General features: G+C 73.9%; 23 protein-coding genes. 13 read left to right on the top strand and 10 right to left on the bottom strand.

The features are described 5' to 3' along the window. Positions 1-9 precede the first annotated feature (9 nt). Positions 10-1,044: a WD40 repeat domain-containing protein gene (locus AB0M92_RS04840; protein ID WP_366100657.1), complete on the bottom strand. Its 1,035-nt coding sequence runs from the start codon at positions 1,042-1,044 to the stop codon at positions 10-12. Between the two features lie 76 nt (positions 1,045-1,120). Here AB0M92_RS04840 and AB0M92_RS04845 point away from each other — a divergent pair, with 76 nt between their 5' ends. Beyond that, entirely contained in the window at positions 1,121-1,804 is a 684-nt protein-coding gene (locus AB0M92_RS04845) for a GDSL-type esterase/lipase family protein (RefSeq protein WP_366100658.1), read from the top strand. A gap of 107 nt (positions 1,805-1,911) precedes the next feature. Continuing rightward, the gene (locus tag AB0M92_RS04850) at positions 1,912-2,499 is read left to right on the top strand and encodes a Uma2 family endonuclease (protein WP_366100659.1); all 588 of its coding nucleotides are present in this window, start codon (positions 1,912-1,914) and stop codon (positions 2,497-2,499) included. 73 nt (positions 2,500-2,572) lie between these two features. Here AB0M92_RS04850 and AB0M92_RS04855 read toward each other — a convergent pair whose 3' ends face one another. From AB0M92_RS04855 to AB0M92_RS04875, 5 genes are all read right to left on the bottom strand, one after another. Next, on the bottom strand, positions 2,573-3,562 hold the full coding sequence (locus tag AB0M92_RS04855; RefSeq protein WP_366100660.1) for an aldo/keto reductase: 990 nt from the start codon (positions 3,560-3,562) through the stop codon (positions 2,573-2,575). A gap of 203 nt (positions 3,563-3,765) precedes the next feature. Then, positions 3,766-4,317, bottom strand: coding sequence for an RNA 2',3'-cyclic phosphodiesterase (thpR, locus tag AB0M92_RS04860; protein WP_366100661.1), 552 nt, complete (start codon positions 4,315-4,317; stop codon positions 3,766-3,768). Between the two features lie 48 nt (positions 4,318-4,365). Beyond that, the gene (locus AB0M92_RS04865) at positions 4,366-5,847 is read right to left on the bottom strand and encodes an SPFH domain-containing protein (protein ID WP_366100662.1); all 1,482 of its coding nucleotides are present in this window, start codon (positions 5,845-5,847) and stop codon (positions 4,366-4,368) included. 138 nt (positions 5,848-5,985) lie between these two features. Continuing rightward, positions 5,986-6,204: a hypothetical protein gene (locus AB0M92_RS04870; RefSeq protein ID WP_078864531.1), complete on the bottom strand. Its 219-nt coding sequence runs from the start codon at positions 6,202-6,204 to the stop codon at positions 5,986-5,988. Between the two features lie 39 nt (positions 6,205-6,243). Beyond that, a complete protein-coding gene (locus AB0M92_RS04875) occupies positions 6,244-7,152 on the bottom strand; it encodes a DUF3027 domain-containing protein (RefSeq protein WP_366100664.1) in 909 nt (302 codons plus the stop codon). 380 nt (positions 7,153-7,532) lie between these two features. Between AB0M92_RS04875 and AB0M92_RS04880 the strand changes: the two genes are divergently transcribed. From AB0M92_RS04880 to AB0M92_RS04895, 4 genes are all read left to right on the top strand, one after another. Continuing rightward, the gene (locus AB0M92_RS04880; RefSeq protein ID WP_366100666.1) at positions 7,533-8,906 is read left to right on the top strand and encodes an MFS transporter; all 1,374 of its coding nucleotides are present in this window, start codon (positions 7,533-7,535) and stop codon (positions 8,904-8,906) included. Positions 8,907-9,028: 122 nt separating this feature from the next. Continuing rightward, positions 9,029-9,514: a DUF2771 domain-containing protein gene (locus AB0M92_RS04885; protein WP_366100667.1), complete on the top strand. Its 486-nt coding sequence runs from the start codon at positions 9,029-9,031 to the stop codon at positions 9,512-9,514. A 13-nt stretch (positions 9,515-9,527) separates the two neighbouring features. Then, complete coding sequence (locus AB0M92_RS04890; protein WP_366100668.1) at positions 9,528-10,253, top strand: futalosine hydrolase; 726 nt, start codon at positions 9,528-9,530, stop codon at positions 10,251-10,253. Further along, entirely contained in the window at positions 10,240-11,127 is an 888-nt protein-coding gene (locus tag AB0M92_RS04895; protein ID WP_366100669.1) for a 1,4-dihydroxy-6-naphthoate synthase, read from the top strand. The genes AB0M92_RS04890 and AB0M92_RS04895 overlap by 14 nt, the downstream gene beginning before the upstream one ends. 93 nt (positions 11,128-11,220) lie before the next feature. Here the strand turns inward: AB0M92_RS04895 and AB0M92_RS04900 are convergent, their stop codons facing one another. Further along, entirely contained in the window at positions 11,221-11,604 is a 384-nt protein-coding gene (locus tag AB0M92_RS04900) for a cold-shock protein (RefSeq protein ID WP_030012939.1), read from the bottom strand. Between the two features lie 200 nt (positions 11,605-11,804). Here AB0M92_RS04900 and AB0M92_RS04905 point away from each other — a divergent pair, with 200 nt between their 5' ends. Beyond that, positions 11,805-12,056 (top strand): hypothetical protein, encoded by a 252-nt coding sequence (locus AB0M92_RS04905; RefSeq protein ID WP_366100670.1) that lies wholly within the window; start codon positions 11,805-11,807, stop codon positions 12,054-12,056. Positions 12,057-12,186: 130 nt separating this feature from the next. Here AB0M92_RS04905 and AB0M92_RS04910 read toward each other — a convergent pair whose 3' ends face one another. Beyond that, a complete protein-coding gene (locus AB0M92_RS04910; RefSeq protein WP_366100671.1) occupies positions 12,187-12,840 on the bottom strand; it encodes an HAD family hydrolase in 654 nt (217 codons plus the stop codon). An 80-nt stretch (positions 12,841-12,920) separates the two neighbouring features. Here AB0M92_RS04910 and AB0M92_RS04915 point away from each other — a divergent pair, with 80 nt between their 5' ends. Genes AB0M92_RS04915 through AB0M92_RS04925 form a run of 3 tightly spaced genes read left to right on the top strand, consistent with a single transcriptional unit; the run spans position 12,921 to position 15,831 of the window. Beyond that, positions 12,921-13,970: an iron ABC transporter permease gene (locus AB0M92_RS04915; protein WP_366100672.1), complete on the top strand. Its 1,050-nt coding sequence runs from the start codon at positions 12,921-12,923 to the stop codon at positions 13,968-13,970. Continuing rightward, on the top strand, positions 13,967-15,034 hold the full coding sequence (locus AB0M92_RS04920) for an iron ABC transporter permease (RefSeq protein WP_366100673.1): 1,068 nt from the start codon (positions 13,967-13,969) through the stop codon (positions 15,032-15,034). Before AB0M92_RS04915 ends, AB0M92_RS04920 begins: the two co-directional genes overlap by 4 nt. Beyond that, on the top strand, positions 15,031-15,831 hold the full coding sequence (locus tag AB0M92_RS04925) for an ABC transporter ATP-binding protein (RefSeq protein ID WP_366100674.1): 801 nt from the start codon (positions 15,031-15,033) through the stop codon (positions 15,829-15,831). Before AB0M92_RS04920 ends, AB0M92_RS04925 begins: the two co-directional genes overlap by 4 nt. Positions 15,832-15,894: 63 nt before the next feature. Here the strand turns inward: AB0M92_RS04925 and AB0M92_RS04930 are convergent, their stop codons facing one another. After that, the gene (locus AB0M92_RS04930) at positions 15,895-16,893 is read right to left on the bottom strand and encodes a hypothetical protein (RefSeq protein WP_366100675.1); all 999 of its coding nucleotides are present in this window, start codon (positions 16,891-16,893) and stop codon (positions 15,895-15,897) included. Between the two features lie 107 nt (positions 16,894-17,000). Here AB0M92_RS04930 and AB0M92_RS04935 point away from each other — a divergent pair, with 107 nt between their 5' ends. The 3 genes from AB0M92_RS04935 (at position 17,001) to AB0M92_RS04945 (ending at position 21,707) form a co-directional block, all read left to right on the top strand. Further along, a complete protein-coding gene (locus AB0M92_RS04935) occupies positions 17,001-19,472 on the top strand; it encodes a helicase C-terminal domain-containing protein (RefSeq protein ID WP_366100676.1) in 2,472 nt (823 codons plus the stop codon). Between the two features lie 60 nt (positions 19,473-19,532). Further along, entirely contained in the window at positions 19,533-20,126 is a 594-nt protein-coding gene (locus AB0M92_RS04940) for a DUF4291 domain-containing protein (protein ID WP_366100677.1), read from the top strand. A 309-nt stretch (positions 20,127-20,435) separates the two neighbouring features. After that, on the top strand, positions 20,436-21,707 hold the full coding sequence (locus AB0M92_RS04945) for an LPXTG cell wall anchor domain-containing protein (protein ID WP_366100678.1): 1,272 nt from the start codon (positions 20,436-20,438) through the stop codon (positions 21,705-21,707). 59 nt (positions 21,708-21,766) lie between these two features. On the opposite strand, the gene AB0M92_RS04950 is transcribed toward AB0M92_RS04945, so the two are convergent. After that, entirely contained in the window at positions 21,767-21,943 is a 177-nt protein-coding gene (locus AB0M92_RS04950) for a hypothetical protein (protein ID WP_366100679.1), read from the bottom strand. Between the last annotated feature and the right edge of the window lie 121 nt (positions 21,944-22,064).

Genomic DNA, 22,064 nt, shown 5'->3' on the forward strand with positions numbered 1-22,064 from the left:
TCGCGGTCGTCAGTCGCGCGGCTTGCGGCGCAAGAGCCGCTTGGCGCCGAAGACCAGGGCCGTGCCCACGGCCAGGACGGCCGCGCCCTTGGTGAAGCCGCCCCCGCCCTGCTCCCCCGCGGGGCCGGGGGCACCGGGAGCCGGGGTCGCGCCCGGCTTCCCGGGAACGGGGGACGCCGGGCCGCCGGAGGCCGCCCCCGGCTTCACCGCGACCGCCACCACCCGGCTCGACTCCCCCTCCGATCCGAACAGCAGCGTCCCGCCGTCCGCCGAGTACGTCACCGACTCGGCCTGCCCCTGCCACGGCGCGTCCACCCGCTCGCCCTCGCCCTGCGGCTTCCCGTCCTTCCACGGATAGGTCTTCGCGAAGAAGTAGCCGCGCAGCGTGAGCCGGCCGCCGTCCGGCGAGAAGGCACCGTCCGTCACCCACGGCAGGTCCGCGACCCGCCGGAACACGTTCGTCCCCGAAGCCGACAGCTTCTGCGGCCCCTCGTACAGCCCGCCCTTGTCCTCGCTCTTGCTCGCGATGTAGACCCGGCCCGTCACCGGATGCACCATCAGCGCCTCCGCGTTGCGCGCCCCGTCCGCGTACTTCACCGTGAACTGCTCGGCCTCGACCGTGACGTCGGCCAGCTGCTTCGGCTCCGGGAAGCGGTAGATCCAGACGTGGTCCCAGGTCCCGTTCAGGTTGTCGCCGATGTCGCCGACGTACAGCTGCCCGTCCGGGCCCAGCGAGATCGCCTCGACGTCGCGCGGGGTCCCGATCCCGGTCAGCGTCACCCGGGCCACGGTCTTGCCGGTCGCCGAGTCCACCGCGTACACGTAGGGGCCGTCATCGCTGTCGTTGTGCGTCCAGTAGACGCCCGGGTGGATCCGGCTCGCCGCCAGCCCGCTCGACTCCTTGATCCGCGGATCGGTGATCGTGAACCCGGAGGCGCCGGGGGATCCCGAGGCGGGCGCCGCCCCCGAGGACTCGGCGGCGGCCGCGGCCGAACCCGGCAGCACGGCAAGGGCAATGACGGCGGTCAACGGCAGCAGGCGCATGCCCCAAGCGTGCCAGGGCGTCCCGCGTGTCCGGCATCACAGGGGCTCCCGGCGCGTGATCCGCGATGATGACCGGATGCGTTTCATGTTCGTCGGTGATTCCATGACCATCGGACGCGCCGGCGACTACACCTGGCGCTACCGCATGTGGCAGCACCTGAGTGCCGTCCCGGGCGGCCCGCACGAGATCGTGGGCCCGCGCACCGCGCTCTTCGACACCGGCGCGGGCGAGCCGGTCAGCCACGCGTACGCCGACCCCGGCTTCCCCGAGGACTCCCGGCGCCACCTCGCCGGCTGGGGCGAGGGCTGGCAGCACATGGCCCCCCTCATCGGCTCCGCCGTCCGCTCCGGCGAGCCCGACGTCCTGCTCGTCTCCCTCGGCCTGATCGACCTCGGCTTCTACACCGCCGCCGAGGAGACCGCCGCCAACGCCCGCCGCTTCATCGCGGAGGCCCGCGCCGCCCGCCCCGGCATCCGGATGGTGCTGCTCCCGGTCATCCCGAACGTCCGGGCCGATTCGGACGCGCCGTTCGCGGCCGAGGTGGCCCGGTTCAACGAGCTCCTCGCGAAGGCGGTCGCCGACCTGTCGACCGACGCCTCGCCGATCCTGCTGGCCGCGCGCCCGGCCTCGTACGAGATCGCGCACGACACGTACGACGGCACCCACCCCAACGCCTCCGGCGAGCACCGCCTGGCCGGGGAGTTCGCCGCGGTCCTGCACCAGGCGTGGGGCATCGGCGGCCCCTACCGCAGGCCCTGACACCCCGTAGGGCCACATCCGGCGTTCCCGCCGTGACCGGGCCTCCGTGCGTATCGTTGTACTACGCGGCTGCCCGCGACTGCGAGGCAGCGGGGAGGAGCGCCACGATGACCGTCGTAGAGACCGACAGGATCGAGATGGCCGACATCAGCAGCGAGCAGGCCTTGGACGACATGTTCGAGGCGCTTGAGCCCGTCCCCGAGGGATTGAAGGTCGAGATCGTCGAGGGGACCGTCTACATGTCGCCGCAGCGGGACACGCACTGGGAGATCATCCGTAGGATCGTCCGTGCACTGGAAGACGAGTTCGGCATGGGAGTCAAAGCCCTGTCAGACGTGCGCATCGATTTCCCCGGCCGGCTGAACGGGTTCGCCCCTGACGTCGCGTTGCTCAGTACGGATGCCACGAAGGACGACGCGGCTCACTGGCGCCACGAGGACGTGGAATTCGTCGCCGAGGTGATCTCCAAGGGCACCGCGGCGAACGACTACGGCCCCAAGAAGGCCGCGTACGCCGCCGCCGAAGTGCCCGCGTACCTCATCGTCGACCCGTACGTCCGCCGCTCCCTGCTCTACACCCAGCCCAAGGACGGGGACTACGCCACCGAGACGAAGATCGCCTTCGGGGACGAGATCGACCTCACGGACACGCCGGTGGGCCTGGTCCTCGACACCTCCGAGTTCCCCCGCGACTGATCCGCGTCCCGGCCCGCGCCCCGCGCCGGGGCGCGGACCGGTCGCGCCGTCGCCCCGGCCGGGGACTACCGGCTCACCAGGCGAAGGCCTCCGGCGAGGCCCCCGGGCCGGGGAAGATCTCGTCCAGGCCGGAGAGCACCTCCTGCGACAGCTCCAGCTCCAGCGCCCGCAGGGCGCTCTCCAGCTGCTCCGCCGTCCGGGGACCGACGATCGGCCCCGTCACCCCGGGGCGGGTCAGCAGCCACGCCAGGGCGGTCTCGCCGGGCTCCAGGCCGTGCTTGTCGAGCAGGTCCTCGTACGCCTGCACCTGGGCCCTTACGGAGCTGTTGGCCAGGGCGTCCGCGGAGCGCCCGGAGGCGCGGCGGCCGCCCTCGACCTCCTTCTTGATGACCCCGCCCAGCAGCCCGCCGTGCAGCGGGGACCACGGGATCACGCCGAGCCCGTACTCCTGCGCCGCCGGGACGATCTCCATCTCGGCGCGCCGCTCGGCGAGGTTGTACAGGCACTGCTCGCTGACCAGGCCGAAAGAGCCGCGCCGGGCGGCCGTCTCGTTGGCTTGGGCGATCTTGTAGCCGGGGAAGTTGGAGGAGCCCGCGTAGAGGATCTTCCCCTGCTGGATCAGCACGTCGACGGCCTGCCAGATCTCCTCGAACGGAGTGCGGCGGTCGACGTGGTGGAACTGGTAGAGGTCGATGTAGTCCGTCTGGAGCCGCTTGAGGCTGGCCTCGACGGCCCGGCGGATGTTCAGCGCCGAAAGCCGGTCGTAGTTGGGCCACGGCTCGCCCTCGCCGGCCATGTTCGCGTACACCTTGGTGGCCAGCACGGTCTTGTCCCGCCGGCCGCCGCCCTGGGCGAACCAGGTGCCGAGGATCTCCTCGGTGCGGCCCTTGTTCTCGCCCCAGCCGTAGACGTTGGCGGTGTCGAAGAAGTTCAGGCCCGCGCCGAGCGCGGCATCCATGATCGAGTGGCTGGTGGGTTCGTCTGTCTGCGGACCGAAGTTCATCGTGCCGAGGACGAGTCGGCTGACCTTGAGTCCGGTGCGTCCGAGCTGTGTGTACTTCATGGGCACCAAGCCAACTGCCTGGAGTCCACTCGAAGCAAGGGTCCGCGCGGGCGGTCGCCGTCCGGGCCGGGCTACTGGCCCACGGCGGCTGCCACGGCCACTACGACGAACATCAGCACGAGTACACCGGCCATCACACGGTTTCGGGTCTTGGGATCCACCCGTCGAGCGTAACGCGGGCCGCGCCGGTTCCCGTACGAGGGTCAGGCGGCCAGGGGCCAGGCCTCGACCACCTCGTAGCGGGGCTGCTCCCCGGGGACCCCGGCGGTCGGGAGGTTGCTGCGGACCAGGCTGAGCTCCCCGACCCGCCAGGGCGTGCCCTCGAAGCCCGCCAGGGCCTCTGCGTAGGGGCTCAGGTCGGCGCCGGTGCGGCTGCGGGCCAGGGTGAGGTGGGGGGTGTAGCGGCGGTGGTGCTCCATCGGCACCCCGGCCCGCCGGGCGGCGGCGTCGGCGCGCTCGGCGAGCATCCGCATCGGGTCGATCCCGCCGGCCGCGCCGGCCCACAGGGCGCGGTCGCCGAAGTGTCCGGAGCCGTGGATGCGCAGGCCGAAGGGTTCGGTGCGGTGGGCGGCGCGGGCGAGGCGGGCGTGCAGGTCCGGCAGGAGCTCGTCGCGCACCTCGCCCATGAAGGCGAGGGTGAAGTGCCAGCCCGCCTCCCCCGTCCAGCGCAGCCGGTCGTCCCGCACCGGGGCCACGGCCCGGCGCAGCTCGTCGACCGCTTCCTGGGGCGGCATCACCGCGGCGAACAGCCTCATGGGCGCGAGCCTAACCCGGACCGCGGGTCAGGCTCGCGCCCGGGCGGATCACGCGTCCGCGATCGGGATCTGGTGCGAGGCGGATGCCGTCTTGCCGTTCACCGCGGTGGTGTCCGGCGCGGCCGGCCGGGCGTCCGGCTGGGACATCGACGAGAGCAGCTGACGGGCCAGGCCGAGGCCCGTACCGCCCATGGTCAGCGCCTTGGCGAACATCTCCGACATTCCCTCGGCGCCGTTCAGGAGCACCATGTGCTCCACGTTGCCGAAGGCACCCGCGCCCGCCTCCACGATCGCCGGCCAGTTCTCGGCGAGCTGCTGGGCGACGACCGCCTCCTGGTTCTCGGCGAGTGCGGCGGCCCGCGCCTTGATCGCGTCGGCCTCGGCGAGGCCCTTGGCCTTCGCCGACGCCGCGACCGCGAGGCCCTTCGCCTGGGTGGCGGCCGCCTCGGCCTCACCTGTCGCCCGGGTGGCCTTCGCCGCCGCCAGACCACGGGCCTCGGTGGCGGCCGCGTCCGCGGTCGCCGCCGTGGTCACGCGGGTGGCCTCGGCCCCGGCCGCCAGCTCGGTCTCCTTGGCCTTGGCCTGCGCCGCCGAGATGCGGGCGTCGCGCTCGGCCTCGGCGCGGGTGCGGGTCTCGTACGCCGCCGCGTCCGCGGGCTTGCGCACGTCCGCCTGGAGCTGCTGCTCGCGCCGGTGCGCTTCGAGCTCGGCGACCCGGGTCTCCTGTACGACGACCTCCTGGCGGGCCGCCGCCTCCGAGAGCGGGCCCGCCTGGCGCGCGGTCGCCGCGGCCTTGTCGCGCTCGGCCTGGTAGCCGGCCTGGAGGATCTCGCTGTCGCGGGTGGCCTCCGCCATCCGCGCGAAGGCGGTCTGCTCGGCCTCGGTGGCCAGACGGTTCGCCTCTGCCTGCGCGATGCGTGCGTCCCGCTGGACGGCGGCCGCGTGCGGCATCGCCAGGTTCTTGATGTAGCCGGTCGGGTCCTCGATCTCGTGGATCTGGAGCGAGTCGACGATGAGGCCGAGCTTCTCCATCTCCGTACCGCAGGCCGCCCGGGTCTGCCCGGTGAGCTTCTCCCGGTCGCGGATCATGTCCTCGACCGTCAACCCGCCCACGATGGACCGCAGATGGCCCGCGAAGACGATGTGCACGCGCTCGGGCATCATCTTCTGCTGGTCCAGGAAGCGGCGCGCCGCGTTCGCGATGGACACGAGGTCGTCGCCGATCTTGAAGATCACGACGCCCTTCACCCGCAGCGGGATGCCCTGGTGGGTCACGCAGTCCACGTTCAGCTGGGTCTCGTTGAGGTCCAGCGACAGCTTGCGCACCGCCTGGACGCCGGGGACCACCAGGGTTCCGCGCCCGGTGACGATCCGGAACCCCATGCCCTCGCCGATGCCCTCGGTGCGGTGGGTGGAGCCGGAGATGACGAGTGCCTCGTTCGGTTCGGCCACCCGCCACATGAGCTTGAACAGGCCGATCAAAGCCAGGATTGCGGCGAGAACGATTCCCGCCACGACGCCGATAGCCATCGGCAACGCCCCCTTATCGCAGTGCCGTTCGACACTGACGAGGGCGAGTGTGCTCCTGTGCCGGGCCGTTAAGAAGACGCCTGCGGATTCTTGTCGCCATCTTGATACGAAGCACATCCGCGCAGGTGGCGCCGGGCCTCAGTTGTCGTACGCCGCCATCACGTACACCGTGCGCGGCGGCAGGTACTCGACGACCGTCACGACCGTGCCGACCGGCAGCCGGCCCGTCCCGTGCGCCGGATGGGCGAGGAAGTGCTCCGCGCCGCCCCGGATGCGGACGATGACCTCGCCCACGAGTCCGGGGCCCACCGTGCCGGTCACCCGGCCGTCCAGCCCGATCATGCCGTCTTCCCCCATGGGGCGAGGGTACGCCGCGGCACCGGGGCCGGTGCGGCTTTACGAGTGGCCGAGGTCCGCGGCCGGGAGGTCCGCCGAGGGGACCGAGCCCGTGTCCGCGGCCGGACGCAGCGGGAACTCGTCCGTGGCCATCGAGTCGAGGACCGGCGGCGCCGGCCGCAGCGGCTTGGGCATGACCGCGGCCTCCGAGTGGCCGCCGCAGCCGTACGAGAGCGAGACGAGGTGCCCGTCGGCCGGGCCGAACTCGTTGGCGCAGACGCCGAAGGCCTGGCCGAGCGAGCCGCCGATGGCGACGAGGAACCCGCAGGAGACGCAGGAGGCGGGCGCCGCCTGCGCCATCGGGGTCTTGGCGCCGAAGGACTCGTCCCAGCGGTCCGCCGCGCTGTGCAGCCCGTACCGGGACAGGACCCGGGCCCGCCGCATGCCGAGCTCCTCCGCGACGGAGGTGATGGAGCCCCGTACGGGGACCACGGCGCGGTCGGTGACGTCGGCGTCCTCGGCCTCGACCAGTTCGGCCATCTCGGTGGAGACGACCGAGTTCGGCGGCGGCGCGTCCTCGCCGGACCAGCCCTGCTCCAGCCGCAGGTCCTCGGCGTCGGTGGGCAGCAGGTCGCCGGGGCCCATGTCGCCCGGGCGCAGCCGCTCGCTCCACGGCACCCACTCGGGTGCGAGCAGCGCGTCCTCGCCGGGAAGGAGCACCGTTTCGTCGAGGGTGACGTTCTTGGCGCGGGAGGCGCGCGTGACGGTGACGGCCCAGCGCCAACCCCGGTAGCCGGGGTCCTTGCACTCGAAGAAGTGCGTGACGACCCGGTCGCCCTCCGCCACGACGGAGACGTGCTCACCCACCACGGAGGGAGCGGCGGCTTCCTCGGCCGCCGTGCGGGCGAGGTCTACCGCCTCGGCGCACAGGCGGTCGGGGGTACGGCTTCGCGTCGTCGCAGCACTCACAGGTCTCGTTCTCTCCTACGCCGTCTCACGAGTGCGCCGTCCGTACTGTCGTCCTGAACGACCCGTCGGTCCTGTCCGTACGTGGCGCGGGCGGAGCGGACCAGAGGGCCGCGTCGACGTCCGCGCCCGATCGGCCTCGGGCGCACCTACCTGCAATCCATTCTGCGGGATCGCGAAGAGGCGCGCGGCCGAGAGCAACCGCCGGTGGCGCGCTACGCACGCTACCTCCTCCGAAGCCTTGGGCCCACATGCAAGGTCCGATTCGCGGACGAGAGCGCGTTCCGACATCCCTCCCACGACCCCCCGACGCCCGCCCGACGGCGATCCGACGGGCGCCCGTAACGCGCCGGGACGGGACCGGGAGGGGTCCGTGGGGCACTATGGCGGATGTGGCACCCGTACGGTCGTCCCGCGACGGCTCGGGACCGGCCAGGCGGGCCGGCCGGGCCGTCGGGCGTGCCCTGCGGCGCCCTTTCACCGGTACGGCGCGCGGGATCCGGCGGGCCACGCACGCGCACGGGGCCGGCGAATCGGGTCTCGGCAAGCTGATCGAGCTGCACGCGATCAACGGCGCCGGCGATGTGATGATCACGGTGGCGCTGGCCTCGACGGTGTTCTTCTCGGTACCCACGGACGAGGCACGCGGACGCGTCGCGCTGTACCTGGCGATCACGATGGCCCCCTTCACCCTGCTGGCCCCGGTCATCGGTCCGGCGCTGGACCGGCTGCCGCACGGCCGGCGGGCCGCGATGGCCGTGGCGATGCTCTCGCGGGCGCTGCTCGCGGTGATGATGTCGGGAGCGGTGGCCACGGGCGGACTGGAGCTCTACCCGGCGGCGCTGGGCGTGCTGGTCGCGTCCAAGGCGTACGGGGTGGTGCGCAGCGCGGTGGTGCCGCGGCTGCTCCCGCCGAAATTCTCACTCGTCAAGGCGAACTCCCGGGTGACGCTGGCCGGCCTGCTCGCGACGGGCGCGGCGGCGCCCGTCGCGGCCGGACTGCACACCATCGGGCCGCCGTGGCCGCTGTACGGGGCCTGCGCCATCTTCGTGTGGGGCACGTTCGCGGCGCTCTCGCTGCCGCCCAAGGTGGACGAGGCCAAGGGCGAGCGGCGGGCCCGGCTCTCCACGCACGAGCCGCATTCGCGCAAGCCGGGCCTGCGCACGGTGAGCCCGTCGGTGCTGTGCGGCCTGCTGGCCAACGCCTCGATGCGCGCGCTGTCCGGGTTCCTGATCTTCTTCCTGGCGTTCCTGCTGCGCGAGCACCCGCTCGCCGGGCAGAGCGCGGCCGTCTCGCTGGGCATCGTGGGCGTCGCGGCGGGCGTCGGGAACGCCTGCGGGACGGCGGTGGGCGCGTGGCTGCGGGCACGGGCCCCGGAGACGATCATCGCGTCGGTGCTGTCGGTGACCTTGGGGATCGCGATCCTGTCGGCGGTGTTCTTCAGCGGGCTGTTCATGGCCGTGCTGGCGGCCACGGCCGGCTTCTGCCAGGCGCTGGCGAAGCTGTCGCTGGACGCGATGATCCAGCGGGACGTGCCGGAGGCCGTACGGAACTCCGCGTTCGCCCGTTCGGAGACGCTGCTCCAGGTGGCGTGGGTACTGGGCGGCGCGATCGGGATCGTACTGCCGCTGAACGGCGTGCTGGGCATGGCCGTGGCCTCGGCGATCGTCGCGGCGGGCACCACGATGGCCATACGCGGCCGCCTCTGCGCCCCCGGCCACCACCATCCGGGTTCTCCACGCCCCCGAGTGGCTTAGGCCGCGTCTTTCGGCTCAAAGCGGGGCCAAATCGGCCCTCGCGGGACGGCCGCGCGCGGCGCGGCAGGCCACGGACACCCCCGTGCGGCGGCAGAGCGGGGTGGCCCGATAGCCTTCGGCTCATGACCGCACCGCTTTTCTCGGGTAGGGGCCGCCGCAGCGTCGCGGCCCTCGGAGCCGTGTCCGCCGGCCTCCTCCTCCTCTCCGCCTGCGACAAGCCGACGCCGCTGGCGACCGTGACGGTCGGCTCGTCGTCGGTGTCCACCGAGGCCGTCTGCTCCGATGCCAAGGAGCTCTCCATGGACAAGGTCCAGGAGTGCCTCACCGACATGAAGGACGCCAAGACCATCGACTACGCCCGCGGGGACACCCTGCGTCTCGGCGTCGAGCCGGAAGTCGTCGAGGACGGCAAGCGGTGGCAGGCGGTCCTGGACGGCCAGCCGATCACCGAGCCCTCCTCCAACACCTACCGCAGCTTCCCCGGCGCCGACATCTTCGCCACCGGCGGCCAGGGCGAGGCCCCGGCCTCCAAGAAGCTGAACATCGTCCAGGTCGGCGAGGACGGCAAGCCGCTCGCCGTCTGGGCCTACAACGTCAAGCTCAAGTAGTCACGTACCGACGGTGCGCGCGCTCATCGTGACCGCGGTGGCGGCGGAGGCAGACTCCGTCGCCGCCGGTCTCACCCCTCATCCGGACCCGGTGACGCCCGAACCGCGCACCCTGCCCGGGGGGTACCTCCTCTCCCGGCGGGACCTGCCCGGCCTCGCCGCCGACGTGCTCGTCGGCGGGGTGGGTCCGGCCGCCGCCGCGGCCGCCACGGCCACCGCGCTCGCGCTGGCCGAGTACTCCCTCGTCGTCTCCGCCGGCATCGGCGGCGGGTTCGCGCCCGCCGCCCCGGTCGGCTCCCTCGTGGTCGCCGACGCCCTCGTCGCCGCCGATCTGGGGGCCGAGACCCCCGAAGGCTTCCTCGCCGTACAGGAACTGGGCTTCGGGCACAGCGTGCACCTCCCGCCCTCCGAGCTCGCCGCCCGCGCCGCCGAGGCCACCGGGGCGCTGCTCGCGCCCGTGCTGACCGTCTCCACCGTCACCGGCACCGCCGAGGGCGCGGCCCGGCTCGCCTCCCGGCATCCGCTGGCCGGGGCCGAGGCCATGGAGGGCTTCGGGGTCGCGGAGGCGGCCGCCGCGCACGGGCTGCCCGTACTGGAGATCCGCGCCGTGTCCAACGCCGTCGGCCCCCGCGACCGCGACGCCTGGCGGATCGGGGACGCGCTGGCCGCGCTCACCGCCGGATTCCACGCCCTGGGGCCCGTACTCGTCACCTGGGGAGAACGCCATGAGCACCGCTGACCGGCCCGCCGGAGCACCCGCCGCAGCACCCGCCGGACCGCTCGCCATCGCCTATTCGCCGTGCCCGAACGACACGTTCGTCTTCGACGCCTGGGCGCACGGCCGGATCCCGGGGGCGCCCGCCCTCGACGTCACCTTCGCGGACATCGACATCACCAACGGCATGGCCGAGCGCGGCGAGCTGGACGTGCTGAAGGTGTCCTACGCCGTGCTGCCGTGGGTGCTGGAGGAGTACGCGCTGCTGCCGTGCGGCGGGGCGCTCGGGCGCGGCTGCGGGCCGCTCGTGCTGACGCGGGAGCCGGGACTGGACCTGACCGGCAAGACCGTCGCCGTGCCCAGCGAACGCTCCACCGCCTACCTGCTGTTCCGGCTGTGGGCCGCGGACGTGCTGCCGGAGGGCGTCGGCAAGGTCGTCGTCCTGCCGTTCCACGAGATCATGCCGGCGGTCCGCGACGGCCGGGTCGACGCCGGACTGGTCATCCACGAGGCCCGGTTCACGTACCAGGACTACGGGCTGCACCGCCTCGCCGACATGGGCGAGCACTGGGAGTCCACGACCGGCCTGCCGATCCCGCTCGGCGCGATCATCGCGAAGCGCTCGCTGGGCGCCGAGACCCTGCGCGCGCTGGCCGCGTCGGCCCGTACGTCGGTCCGGATGGCCTGGGACGACCCGGAGGCTTCCCGCCCGTACGTGCGCGCCCACGCGCAGGAGCTGGACCCGGCCGTCGCCGACCAGCACATCGGGCTGTACGTCAACGAGTTCACCGCCGACCTGGGCGACGCCGGGTACGCCGCGGTGCGCGGGCTGTTGACGCGGGCCGCGGCGGAGGGTCTGGTACCGGCCATCGCGGCGGGCGCGCTGGAATTCCCGTAGTCGTTTTTCGGCTGCGCACGACGTGTGTACGACGGTGCCCCGGCCCTCTTTCGAGGGCCGGGGCACCGTCGTGCGTACGGGCTCGGTACGGACTCAGACGTCGAGCTGGTCGGCCACCGCGCGCAGCAGGCCGGCGATCTTCGTGCCGTGCACCTTGTCGGGGTAGCGGCCGCGCTCCAGCATCGGAGTGATGTTCTCCAGCAGCGTCGTGAGGTCCTGCACGATCGAGGCCAGCTCGTCCGGCTTGCGGCGCTGAGCGGCCGCGACCGAGGGCGCCGGGTCCAGCACCGTCACGGAAAGCGCCTGGTCACCGCGCTGTCCGGCGACGACGCCGAACTCGACGCGCTGGCCGGGCTTGAGTGCGTCGACCCCGGCCGGGAGCACCGACGAGTGGACGAAGACGTCACCGCCGTCGTCGCGGGAGAGAAAGCCGAAGCCCTTCTCACTGTTGAACCACTTGACCTTGCCGGTAGGCACGTCCGTCCTCTGTCCTTGTGCTCGTCGGGGTCCGGGACGCCGCTCGGCGGGTCCGGACAACAGCGCAGCGGGTCATGGTGACCCGCCGTATCCAGGCTAGTGGGCGATGGACAGGAGACAAGACGTTCCCCGGTCCTTCGCCGGCTCTTCGCGATCGGCTGCGCTGTCGGCTGCTTCGGCCAGGGAACTACCCTGGTGAGGTGACTGTTACTCCTCATCCCGACGAAGCGCGGCCGGGCGACGGCCTGGTGCGCGCCGGTGGCATCGTGTTCATCGCGGGCGCCGTGGCGACCCTCGTGACGATGGCCCCGCTCTTCCTGGACATCGAGCCGTTCCCGCCGTCCGCGTGGGCGGTGTGCATGCTGATGGGCGTCGGCTTCCTGATCTCGGCGGCGGGCGTGCTGCGCTCGGCGGCGGCCCAGCGCCGGGCGGCCCGCGCCTCGCAGGCCTGACCCACCGTCAGGTCCGACCTCCGGGTCGGGCCTGGCGTCCGGGTGGGCCTGGCGTTCGGGTCGGGCCTGGCGTTCGGGTGGGCCTGGCGTCCGGGTGGGCCTGGCGTTCGGGTCGGGCCTGGCGTTCGGGTCAGGCCGCCTGCGCGCGGACGTACTCCGCGAGCCACTGCGGCAGCGCCGTGAGGTCCGGCAGCACCACGTCGGCGCCCGCCTCGCGCAGTTCCGGTTCGGGGCACGGCCCGGTCGGCACCGCCACCGAGAGCGCGCCGGCCGTACGGGCCCCGCGTACGTCGCCGACGTGGTCGCCGACGTAGACCTGCGCGCCGTACTCGCGCAGCGCGCCCGCCTTGGCCTCCGCCCACAGCCAGCCGATCACCGCGTCCGGCTCGATGCCGAGGTGCGCGAGGTGCAGCCGGGCGTTGGGCTCGTGCTTGGCCGTGACGACGATCGCACGGCCGCCGAGCGCCCGGACGGCCTCGATCGCCTCGCGGGCGCCGGGCATCGCCGGGGTCGGCTCGATGGCGTGTGTGGGATAGATCTCCCGGTAGCGCTCGGCCATGGCCGGGATCTCCGCCTCCGGGAACCAGTACGCGAGCTCCTCGTCCAGCGGCGGACCGAGCCGCGTGACCGCCTCGTCGGCATCGATGAACGTACCCGTCTCGGCGGAAAGCGCCTGGTAGGCGGCCTTGATGCCGGGGCGCGAATCGATGAGGGTCATGTCGAGGTCGAAGCCGACCGTCAGCTGGGCGGACGGGGCGGGCACGGCGGGGGTCTCGGAACTCATGCCCCCATTGTGCCGAGCCGGGGCGGACGGGCGGGAACGTAGACTTAGCCTCGCCTTACCGGACAGTGAAATTTGGTGACATGTCAGCGCCCGTCCCCGTGGCCTCCGTCCCGCGCGCGACCCCCGTCACGCGTGCTCTGACGGCCCGTCGCATCGCGTGGACCGCGGCCGGGTGCGCCGCGCTGGTGTGCGCCGTGCTCCTGAGCCTCGCCGTCGGCGCCCGCTCCATACCTCCCGGCGACGTGTTCGACGCGATCCTGCGGGACGCGGGCGGACCCGACGCCGAGGTGGTCCGCACGCTGCGCGTCCCGCGCACCCTGACGGCCCTGATGGTCGGCGCGGCCCTCGCCCTCGCGGGTACCGCGCTCCAGGGCATCACCCGCAATCCGATAGCCGACCCCGGCATCCTGGGCATCAGCCAGGGAGCCGGGGTCGCCGTCGTCTGCGCCATCTCCTTCGCCGGGGTGCACACGCTGACCGGGTACGTGTGGTTCGCCTTCGCCGGGGCGGCGGTCGCCGCGGTCGCGGTGTACGCGGTCGCCGCCGGCGGGCGCGGGGGCGCGACCCCGGTGAAGCTGGCGCTGGGCGGAGCCGCCATCAACGCGCTGCTGGTGTCGGTGACGATGGCCGTGCTGACGACGAAGGCGTCGACGCTGGACGAGTTCCGGTTCTGGCAGGTCGGCTCCGTGGCCGGCCGGGACTTCGAGGTGGTCCGCCGGATCTGGCCGTTCCTGCTGTTCGGGGCGGTCTTGGTGGTGTTCGTGGCACGCGGCCTGGACGCGCTCGCGCTCGGCGAGGACGTGGCGACGGGGCTCGGGCAGAACGTCGCACTCGTACGGGTCCTCGGCGGTCTCGGAGCCACCGTGCTGACCGGCGCCGGCGTCGCGGCGGCCGGGCCGATCGCCTTCATCGGGCTCGCGGTGCCGCACATCGCACGGGCCGTGGTCGGCGGAGACCACCGCTGGGTGCTGCCGATGGCCGCGCTGATCGGGCCGGTGATGCTGCTGGTCGCCGATGTGATCGGGCGGGTCGTGGTGCCGCCGGGCGAGGTGCCGGCCGGGGTGATGACGGCGCTGATCGGGGTGCCGTTCCTGGTCACGCTGGTGCGGCGGAAGGCGGTGACCGCGTGAGCGCCGCAGCCTCCGTGGTCCCCGCGGGGTACGCGCTGCTGCGCGCCGGGCGGGGGTCCTTCCTGCTGCACCGCCGCGCCGCAGCGGTCGCGGCCGGGCTGGCCGTGCTGCTGGCCGCCGTCTGCGTGGCGTACCTGTCGGTCGGGGAGTCGTTCACGGCCCCCGGCGAGGTGGTCGAGGTCTTGCTGGGGCGGCCCTCCCCGGACGAGTTCGTCGTCGGGACGCTGCGGCTGCCCCGGATGGCGACCGGCCTGCTGGTCGGCCTGGCCTTCGGGGTGGCCGGGGCGCTGATCCAGACCGTGGCCCGCAACCCGCTGGCCTCCCCCGACATCATCGGCATCAGCCAGGGCGCGGGCGCCGTCACCGTCGCCGCCCTGACCTTCGGCGTCACCTCGTACGCCCTCCTGCCGTACCTCTCGGTGCTCGGCGGGGTCCTCGCGGCGGCGCTCGTGTACGTCTTCGCCTGGCGCGGCGGCCTGCACGCGGCGCGGTTCGTGCTCATCGGCATCGGCTTCGCGATCGCGCTGCGGTCCGTCACCACCCTGCTGATGACCAAGGGCGACTACCTGGTGGCCCAGCAGGCCCAGATCTGGATGACCGGCTCCCTGAACGGGCGCGGCTGGGACGTCGCCGGACCGCTCGCGTGGGTGCTGACGGCCCTGCTGCCCGGCGTCCTGTGGGCGGCACGGGCGCAGCGCACGGTCTCCCTGGACGACGACACCGCGACCGCGCTGGGCGTCCGGCTGGGCCGGGTCCGCCTCGGCCTGATCGCGCTCGGCGTGGTCCTGGCCTCGGTGGCCACGGGCGCGGCGGGCCCGGTGGACTTCGTGGCGCTGCTGGCCCCGCAGATCGCCCGGCGCATGACGCGGACGGCGCAGATCCCGCTGCTGTGCTCGGCGCTGACGGGCGCGGTGATCGTCGTACTCGGCGATCTGCTGGCACGAAGGCTGCTGTCCCCGACCGAGCTCCCGGTGGGCGTGCTGACGGCCGCCGTGGGAGCCCCGTACCTGATCTGGCTGATCGTCCGCAGCCGTACCGGCCTGCGCAGTGGAGGAGAGTCGTGAGCCGTCTGGCGGCGAGCGGGCTGACGCTCGCGTACGAGGACCGCGTGGTCGTCGATGACCTGGACCTGTCGGTGCCGGACGGGAAGGTCACGGTGATCGTCGGCCCGAACGCGTGCGGCAAGTCGACGACGCTGCGCGCGCTCGGGCGGCTGTTGCGGCCGCGGGCGGGCGCGGTCCTGCTGGACGGCGCGGCCCTGTCCTCGCTGCCCACGCGGCGGATCGCGCAGACGATCGGCCTGCTCCCGCAGTCCCCGACGGCCCCGGAGGCGATCACGGTCGCCGACCTGGTGGCGCGCGGGCGCCAGCCGCACCAGCGGTGGTGGCAGCAGTGGTCGGAGGCGGACGAGCGGGCGGTGGCCGGCGCGATGGCCCGTACGTCGGTGGCCGATCTGGCGGACCGGCCGGTCGACGCGCTGTCGGGCGGGCAGCGCCAGCGGGTCTGGATCGCCATGGCCCTGGCCCAGGAGACGGAGCTGCTGCTCCTGGACGAGCCGACGACGTTCCTGGACATCGCGCACCAGGTGGAGGTGCTGGACCTGGTCCGGCAGCTCAACCACGAGCGCGGGCGGACGGTCGTCGCGGTGCTGCACGACCTGAACCAGGCGGCGCGCTACGCGGACCACCTGGTCGCGATGAAGGCGGGCCGCGTCGTCGCGCAGGGCCCGCCGTCCGCGGTGGTCACCGCCGAGCTGGTGCACGAGGTGTTCGGCCTCGACGCGATCGTCGTCCCGGACCCGGTCACGGGCTCCCCCCTGATCATCCCGTCGTCCCCGTGGAGCCCGCCGGGCGGGGCCTGAGCGCGGGCGGGGCCTGAGCACGGGCGGGCACCGGGCCCACACGGGCCTCGGCGACCGCGGGCCTCAGCGGCGGCGGGAGCGCCAGGCCAGGTAGAGGGCCGAGGCCACGGCCGCGCCGCGGGCCAGCCAGGGCCACATGCCCTGGAAGACCCCGCCCAGCCCGTCGTCCGTCAACGGCGCGCCCCAGCGGCCCTCCAGGCGGCCCCACAGCCACACCACCGCGCCCGCGAAGACGGCGCCCGGCAGCCCGAACACGACCGCCTTGCGCTCGGCCGGCCCCAACACCCGCGAGGCGTACGCGAGCAGCCAGCCGCCGATCAGCAGCAGCCAGGAGCCGGTGACGGCGCCCGCCACGAGCACGGCCGCGGCCAGCAGCAGGAAGGCGTGCGGTCTGGGGCGCGCGGCGGCGCCGGGCGCCGCCCCCGCATCGGGTGCGGCCGCCGCCTTGGCCTCCGCCTTCGCCTGCCGGCGCTGTTTGAGGAACCGTACGAGGCCCCGCACGGCCGATCCGTCCTCGGCGGCGGCCGGCCCCGCCGCGGGATCCGGCTTGCGCTCCTGCTCCGGGTGCTTGAACAGCTCCGGGATCTCGATGCCGCCCGCGAAGCCCTCCACCTGCGGCCCGGCCCCGTACGGGCCCGGGGCGACCCGCCACCAGTCGGGCTCCGCCCCGCCGTCGGCGCCGAGTTCGTCCAGCCCCGCCAGGTGCGGCGGCGCGGGCGCGGTGTCCGCCGGGCGCGGCTCCGGCACGGACTTGCGGAGCAGCCGGCCGGGTCCCCGCTGGGTCGGCACCGCCGGGGCCGGATCGGGGGTGGCCGCCCGCGTCTGCGGAGCGGGCGACGCGCCCATGCCGTCGAGGACCTCCTCGGGCGTGCCGATCCGCTCCAGGATGCGCCGTACGGCCGCCGGGGTCTCCGGCTCGTACTTGGCGCGCCGCCGGTCGATCTCGTCCCGCAATCCCGCCACCAGCCGCATCCGGTCCCCGGAGGACAGCTGCCGCCGCTGGGCCAAGTCCCCGACCCGGCTCAGATATTCGTAGACCAGATGGTCGCTCTCGATCCCCATGCCCGGCTCCTCCCGTACCACCCACCGGAAAGGTAGCGCGTGCGCCCGTGGAGCTGCCGAGGGCTCAGCGGATACCGTTGGCCGGATGGGGACCGGCCGACGCGACCATGGAGGCGACCGTGCCTGAGCTGCCCGAGCCCAGCAGTGCTGCGGGAAACGCCACAGCGAGCAGCGCCCCGCGCTCCCTCGCCGAGGCGCTGCGCGCCCGCGACGACGCGTCGCTCGCCGCCCTGCTGCACGCGCGCCCGGACCTGCTCGGCCCGGTGCCGGGTGACATGACGCAGCTGGCGACCCGGGCCGGGACCCGGGCCTCGGTGGTCCGCGCGCTGGACCGGCTCGACCGGTTCGCGCTCCAGACTGCGGAGGCCCTCGCGGTGGCCCCGGACCCGTGCCCGTACCCGGTGCTGGAATCGCTGCTGGCCGGCGAGCACGGCAGCGGATCCGGCTCCCGTGAGGACAACGGCGCCCGCGCCGTACTCCCGCGGGCCCTGACCACCCTGCGCGACCAGGCACTGGTGTGGGGCGACGACCAGCGGCTGCGGCTGGTCCGCACCGCCCGCGAGCTGCTGGCGCCCTCCGCAGGGCGACCCTCCCCGACCGGCCTCGGGCCGACCGTCGCCGAGGCCACGGCCGGGATGTCGCCGACGCGGATCCAGGAGATCGTGGCGGCGGCCGGGCTGCCCGCGACGCACGACCCCGTGTCCGCGGTGACGGCGCTGACCGGCCTGTTCACCGACCCCGAGCGGATGTCGGCGCTGCTGGACGAGGCCCCGGCCGAAGCCCATCAGGTGCTGGGCCGGCTGGTGTGGGGGCCGCCGTACGGGGAGGTCACGCCGAACCCGACCCCGCCCGTGCGCTGGCTGCGCGACCGCGGGCTGCTGCTGCCGGCTTCGGCGCGGACCGTCGTACTGCCCCGCGAGGTGGCACTGCACCTGCGCGGCGGACTCGCGCACCGGGAGACGGAGCCCGTGGCCCCGGCGGTGCCCGCCGACCGCGAACACCGTCCACAGCTTGTGGACGCGAACGCGGCGGGGCAGGCGCTGGCCGCGCTGGCCACCGTCGAGGAACTGGTGAAGTCCTGGGAGCACGCCGGGCCGCCGGTGCTGCGGGCCGGCGGGCTGTCCGTACGGGACCTGAAGCGGACGGCGGCCACGCTCGACGCCACCGAGCCGACGGCCGCGTTCTGGATCGAACTCGCCTACGCGGCCGGACTGCTGGCCAGCGACGGGGAGGCGGACGAGCGGTACGCGCCCACCCCCGCCTTCGACGACTGGCTGGAACTCCCGCCCGCCGAAAGGTGGTCGGCCCTCGCCGAGGCCTGGCTGGCGGCCACCCGGACCTCCGGCCTGGCCGGCGATCAGGACGCCAAGGGCCGCACCCTGTCCACGCTGGGCCCCGACCTCGACCGCTCCGCCGCCCCCGAGGTGCGCCGGCGCGTGCTCGAACTCCTCGCCGCCCTGCCCGAGGGCGCCTCCGCCGCCCCCGGGGCCCTGCTCGCGCGGCTGGACTGGGAGCGGCCCGTACGGGGGACGAGCGCGCTGCGCGGCCGCCTCGCGCGGTGGACGCTGACCGAGGCCGAGGTGCTCGGCGTGACCGGCCGCGGCGCGCTCGCGGCGCACGGCCGGGCCCTGCTGGAGCACCGCGATCCGGCGCCGCAGCTCGCTCCGCTGTTCCCCGAGCCGGTGGACCACGTACTGCTGCAGGCCGACCTGACGGCGGTGGCCCCGGGGCCGCTGCGCCGGGGCGTCGGCGAGGTGCTGGCCGTCCTCGCGGACGTGGAGTCCAAGGGCGGGGCGACGGTGTACCGCTTCACGCCCGGTTCCGTACGGCGGGCGCTGGACTCCGGGCGGACCGCCTCCGATCTGCACGCCTTCCTCGCCGAGCACAGCATCACGCCGGTTCCGCAGCCGCTGGCCTACCTGATCGACGACATGGCGCGGCGGCACGGGCACCTGCGGGTCGGCGCGGCCTCCTCGTACGTGCGCTGCGACGACGACGGCATGCTGAACGAGATCCTGGCCGACCGGCGCTCCGCCGGGCTGAACCTGCGGCGGCTCGCCCCGACGGTGCTGGCGGCGCAGGCCGAACCGGGGGCGCTGCTCGACGGGTTGCGGGCGATGGGGTACGCGCCGGCGGCGGAATCGCAGACCGGGGACGTGGTCGTGGCGCGGGCCGACGCCCGCCGGACGCCGGCGCGTTCGGCGCCGGTACCGGTGCCGGACGGCCCGCCGGTACCGGACACGACGCTGCTGGGAGCGGCCGTGCGGGCGATCCGGGCGGGCGACGTGGCGGCGACTGCGGTCCGCAAGGAGCCGGCGACGGCGCCCGTGGTGGCGGGCGAACTCCCGCGTACGAGCGCGGCGGAGACCCTGGCCACGGTGCAGGCGGCCGCCCTGACCGGGTCGGCGGTGTGGATCGGGTACGTGAACGCGGACGGCGCGGCGAGCCAGCGGGTCATCGCCCCGGTCCGGGTGGAGGGCGGCTTCGTCACCGGGTACGACCACACGGCGGACGAGGTGCGGACGTACGCGCTGCACCGGATCACGGGGGTCGCCGAGCTGGCGGAGGAGCACCTGTAGGCGCAGGAGCACCCGTAAAACGGCTGGCGGCCCGGGGTCCGCGCCGAGCACCCTTGCCACATGCAAGAAGTACGAGTCAACCGGCAGATCAGGGCCGCCCACACCGACACCACGGTGACCGTCTACCAGGCGTACTCGCCCGCGCTCGGCCTGCCCGCGGCCCGCGACGGCCGCTTCCCGCCCGCCTGGAAGCGGGAGCGCATGACGTGGATCAAGCCGTCGTTCCTGTGGATGATGTACCGCTGCGGCTGGGCCACCAAGGAGGGCCAGGAGACGGTACTGGCCGTCGAGATCACCCGCGAGGGCTTCGACCACGCGCTGCGCCGCGCCTGCCTGTCCCACTACGAGCCCCGCACGCACGCCGACCGGGAGTCCTGGCGGAGCGCCCTGCTCGGGACCAGCGCCCGGGTGCAGTGGGACCCGGAGCGCGACCTGCACCTGAACCCGCTGCCCCACCGCTCCCTCCAACTGGGCCTGTCCGGTGCGACCTCGCGCGCGTACGCCGACGAGTGGACGGTCTCCATCCGCGACGTGACGGCGCTGGCCCGGGAGATCCACGGGCTGGTCCGGGCGGGCGAGGAGGCCGCGGCGCGGGCGCTGCTGCCCGCGGAGACCCCGTACGAGGCAGGGCCGTTGGGCCACCTGGGCGCATAGTCTGCCCGCGGCGCGGAAAGCGGAATGCGGGGCATCGTTTTCGCAGCTCAGAAGGGGTGGAACGGCCCTCCGGCCCCTGTTGCAGAGCAGTGACAGACGGGCGATGGATTGGTGATCCGCGATGTGTGAAGATCAGTTCATCGCAGCAAGCGGCCGAGGAAGTCGAACCGGCGCCGGAGCGAGAACCCCGCACCACCCGCCACCGGCGCTCCGCCGCGGCACCTCGCACGTCCTCTTCCGTCTGTTCCGCCGGCCGCCACCGCTCTGCGCTGCTCGCCTGCCTTCGTGATTCCTTGGGGGGAGTCCACCATGTCCGCTCGCACCGCCACCCGCCGTTCCTTCCGCACCGCGGCCGCCACCGCCGTCGTCGCCACCGTCGCCGGTACCGTCCTGATGCCGCTGTCGGCGTACGCCGCACCGGCCGACGACAACCACGGCGCGCTGAAGATGACGATGGGCGCCCCGGCGCCGAGCGGCCCGCTGACCCGCGGCGGCGCGACGGAGACCTTCGAGCTGACCGCCACCAACACCACGGACAAGCCCAGCTCCTTCCACCCGTGGCTGCTCCTGCAGGACGCCGGCGCGAGCCCGCTCACGCAGAGCGACGTCGTCTTCAAGGTCGAGGGCGTGAGCGCGCCGGCGACCGAGTCCTCCATCGGGCAGCAGGACGGCGAGTGGCAGGGCATGTTCCACCCGGCGGGCAAGCCGGGCGGCGAGGGATTCGAGATCCCGGCGGGCGCCAAGATGACCTGGAAGGTCACGATCGGCCTCGGCAAGAGCTACCCGAGCACCAACGGCGACTTCAAGCTGACGGCCACGAGCTACTCCGGCGAGGTGGCGGAGGGCAACACCGCCTCCCTGACCTTCAAGACGGACCCGTCGGTCAAGACGGGCAAGCTGGAGACCGCGTTCAAGAACGTCGGCGACTGCAAGGGCGTCCCCGCGCTCCAGTGCCGCGAGATGGACCTGACCTACCGCCTCACCGGCGACGGCGAGTTCAAGACGGCGCTGTACACCTCGCTGGGCGTCAACTTCGCCGCCAACGCCAAGGTGCCCAACCTCCAGCTGGAGATGCTGGTCGACGGCAAGTGGCAGGGCGTCAGCACCGCCGACCCGTACAACTTCATGCTGCCGACGATCCCGGCGGGCTTCAGCGCCGCCTCCGGGGAGCGCGCCTTGCACCTGCGGACCTCGTTCGGCCCGAACACGGACTTCAAGAAGGCCACCGACGTCACCCTGAACGCGGAGGTCACCCTCCCCGAGGGCAACACCTTCGCGTTCTCCGGCGCCGAGACGAAGTTCCAGCTCGCCCCGGCCACCACCGCCCCGGCCCCGTCGCCGACCCCGAGCAAGTCCGCCACCACGCAGCCGTCCGCCGGCCCGTCCCCGTCGGCCTCCACCACCACGGCCGCCGCCACCACCACCAACAACACCAAGGCCACCGGCGCCACGGGCTCGCTGGCCAACACCGGCGCCGACTCCAACACCGGCCTGTACTCCGGCCTGGCCGCCGTCCTCGTCGGCCTCGGCGGCGCCGCGGCCTGGTTCGGCGCCCGCCGCCGCCGCGCGACCCGCGTCTGATCACCCACACCCCGGAGGGGCCCGGCACACACGTGCCGGGCCCCTCCGCCGTTCCCCGTTCAACTCGACCGAGACGCCCGCGCGTGCGCGTGACGGCGCAGGGCCGCGTCCTGTACGGCCACGGCCTCCAGATTGCCGGCCTTCCACGCCGGCTCCCGGTCCTGCACCAGCACCTGGCGCACCCCGCAGCCCCTGACGGCGCGGGAATCCCCGCCGAGGCGTCCCTCCGCGCTCACTCGGACTCCAGCGGGCACCTGATGTGCCGGTAGACGCCGACCGCCCCCTCCGCACCGGGTCGTGCGGTAGCGCGCGGGCCTCCCATACGGCCCGGGATGCGGCAGACTGGAGGTTTGGCCG

This window comes from Streptomyces sp. NPDC051582, from assembly GCF_040681715.1.
GTDB lineage: Bacteria > Actinomycetota > Actinomycetes > Streptomycetales > Streptomycetaceae > Streptomyces.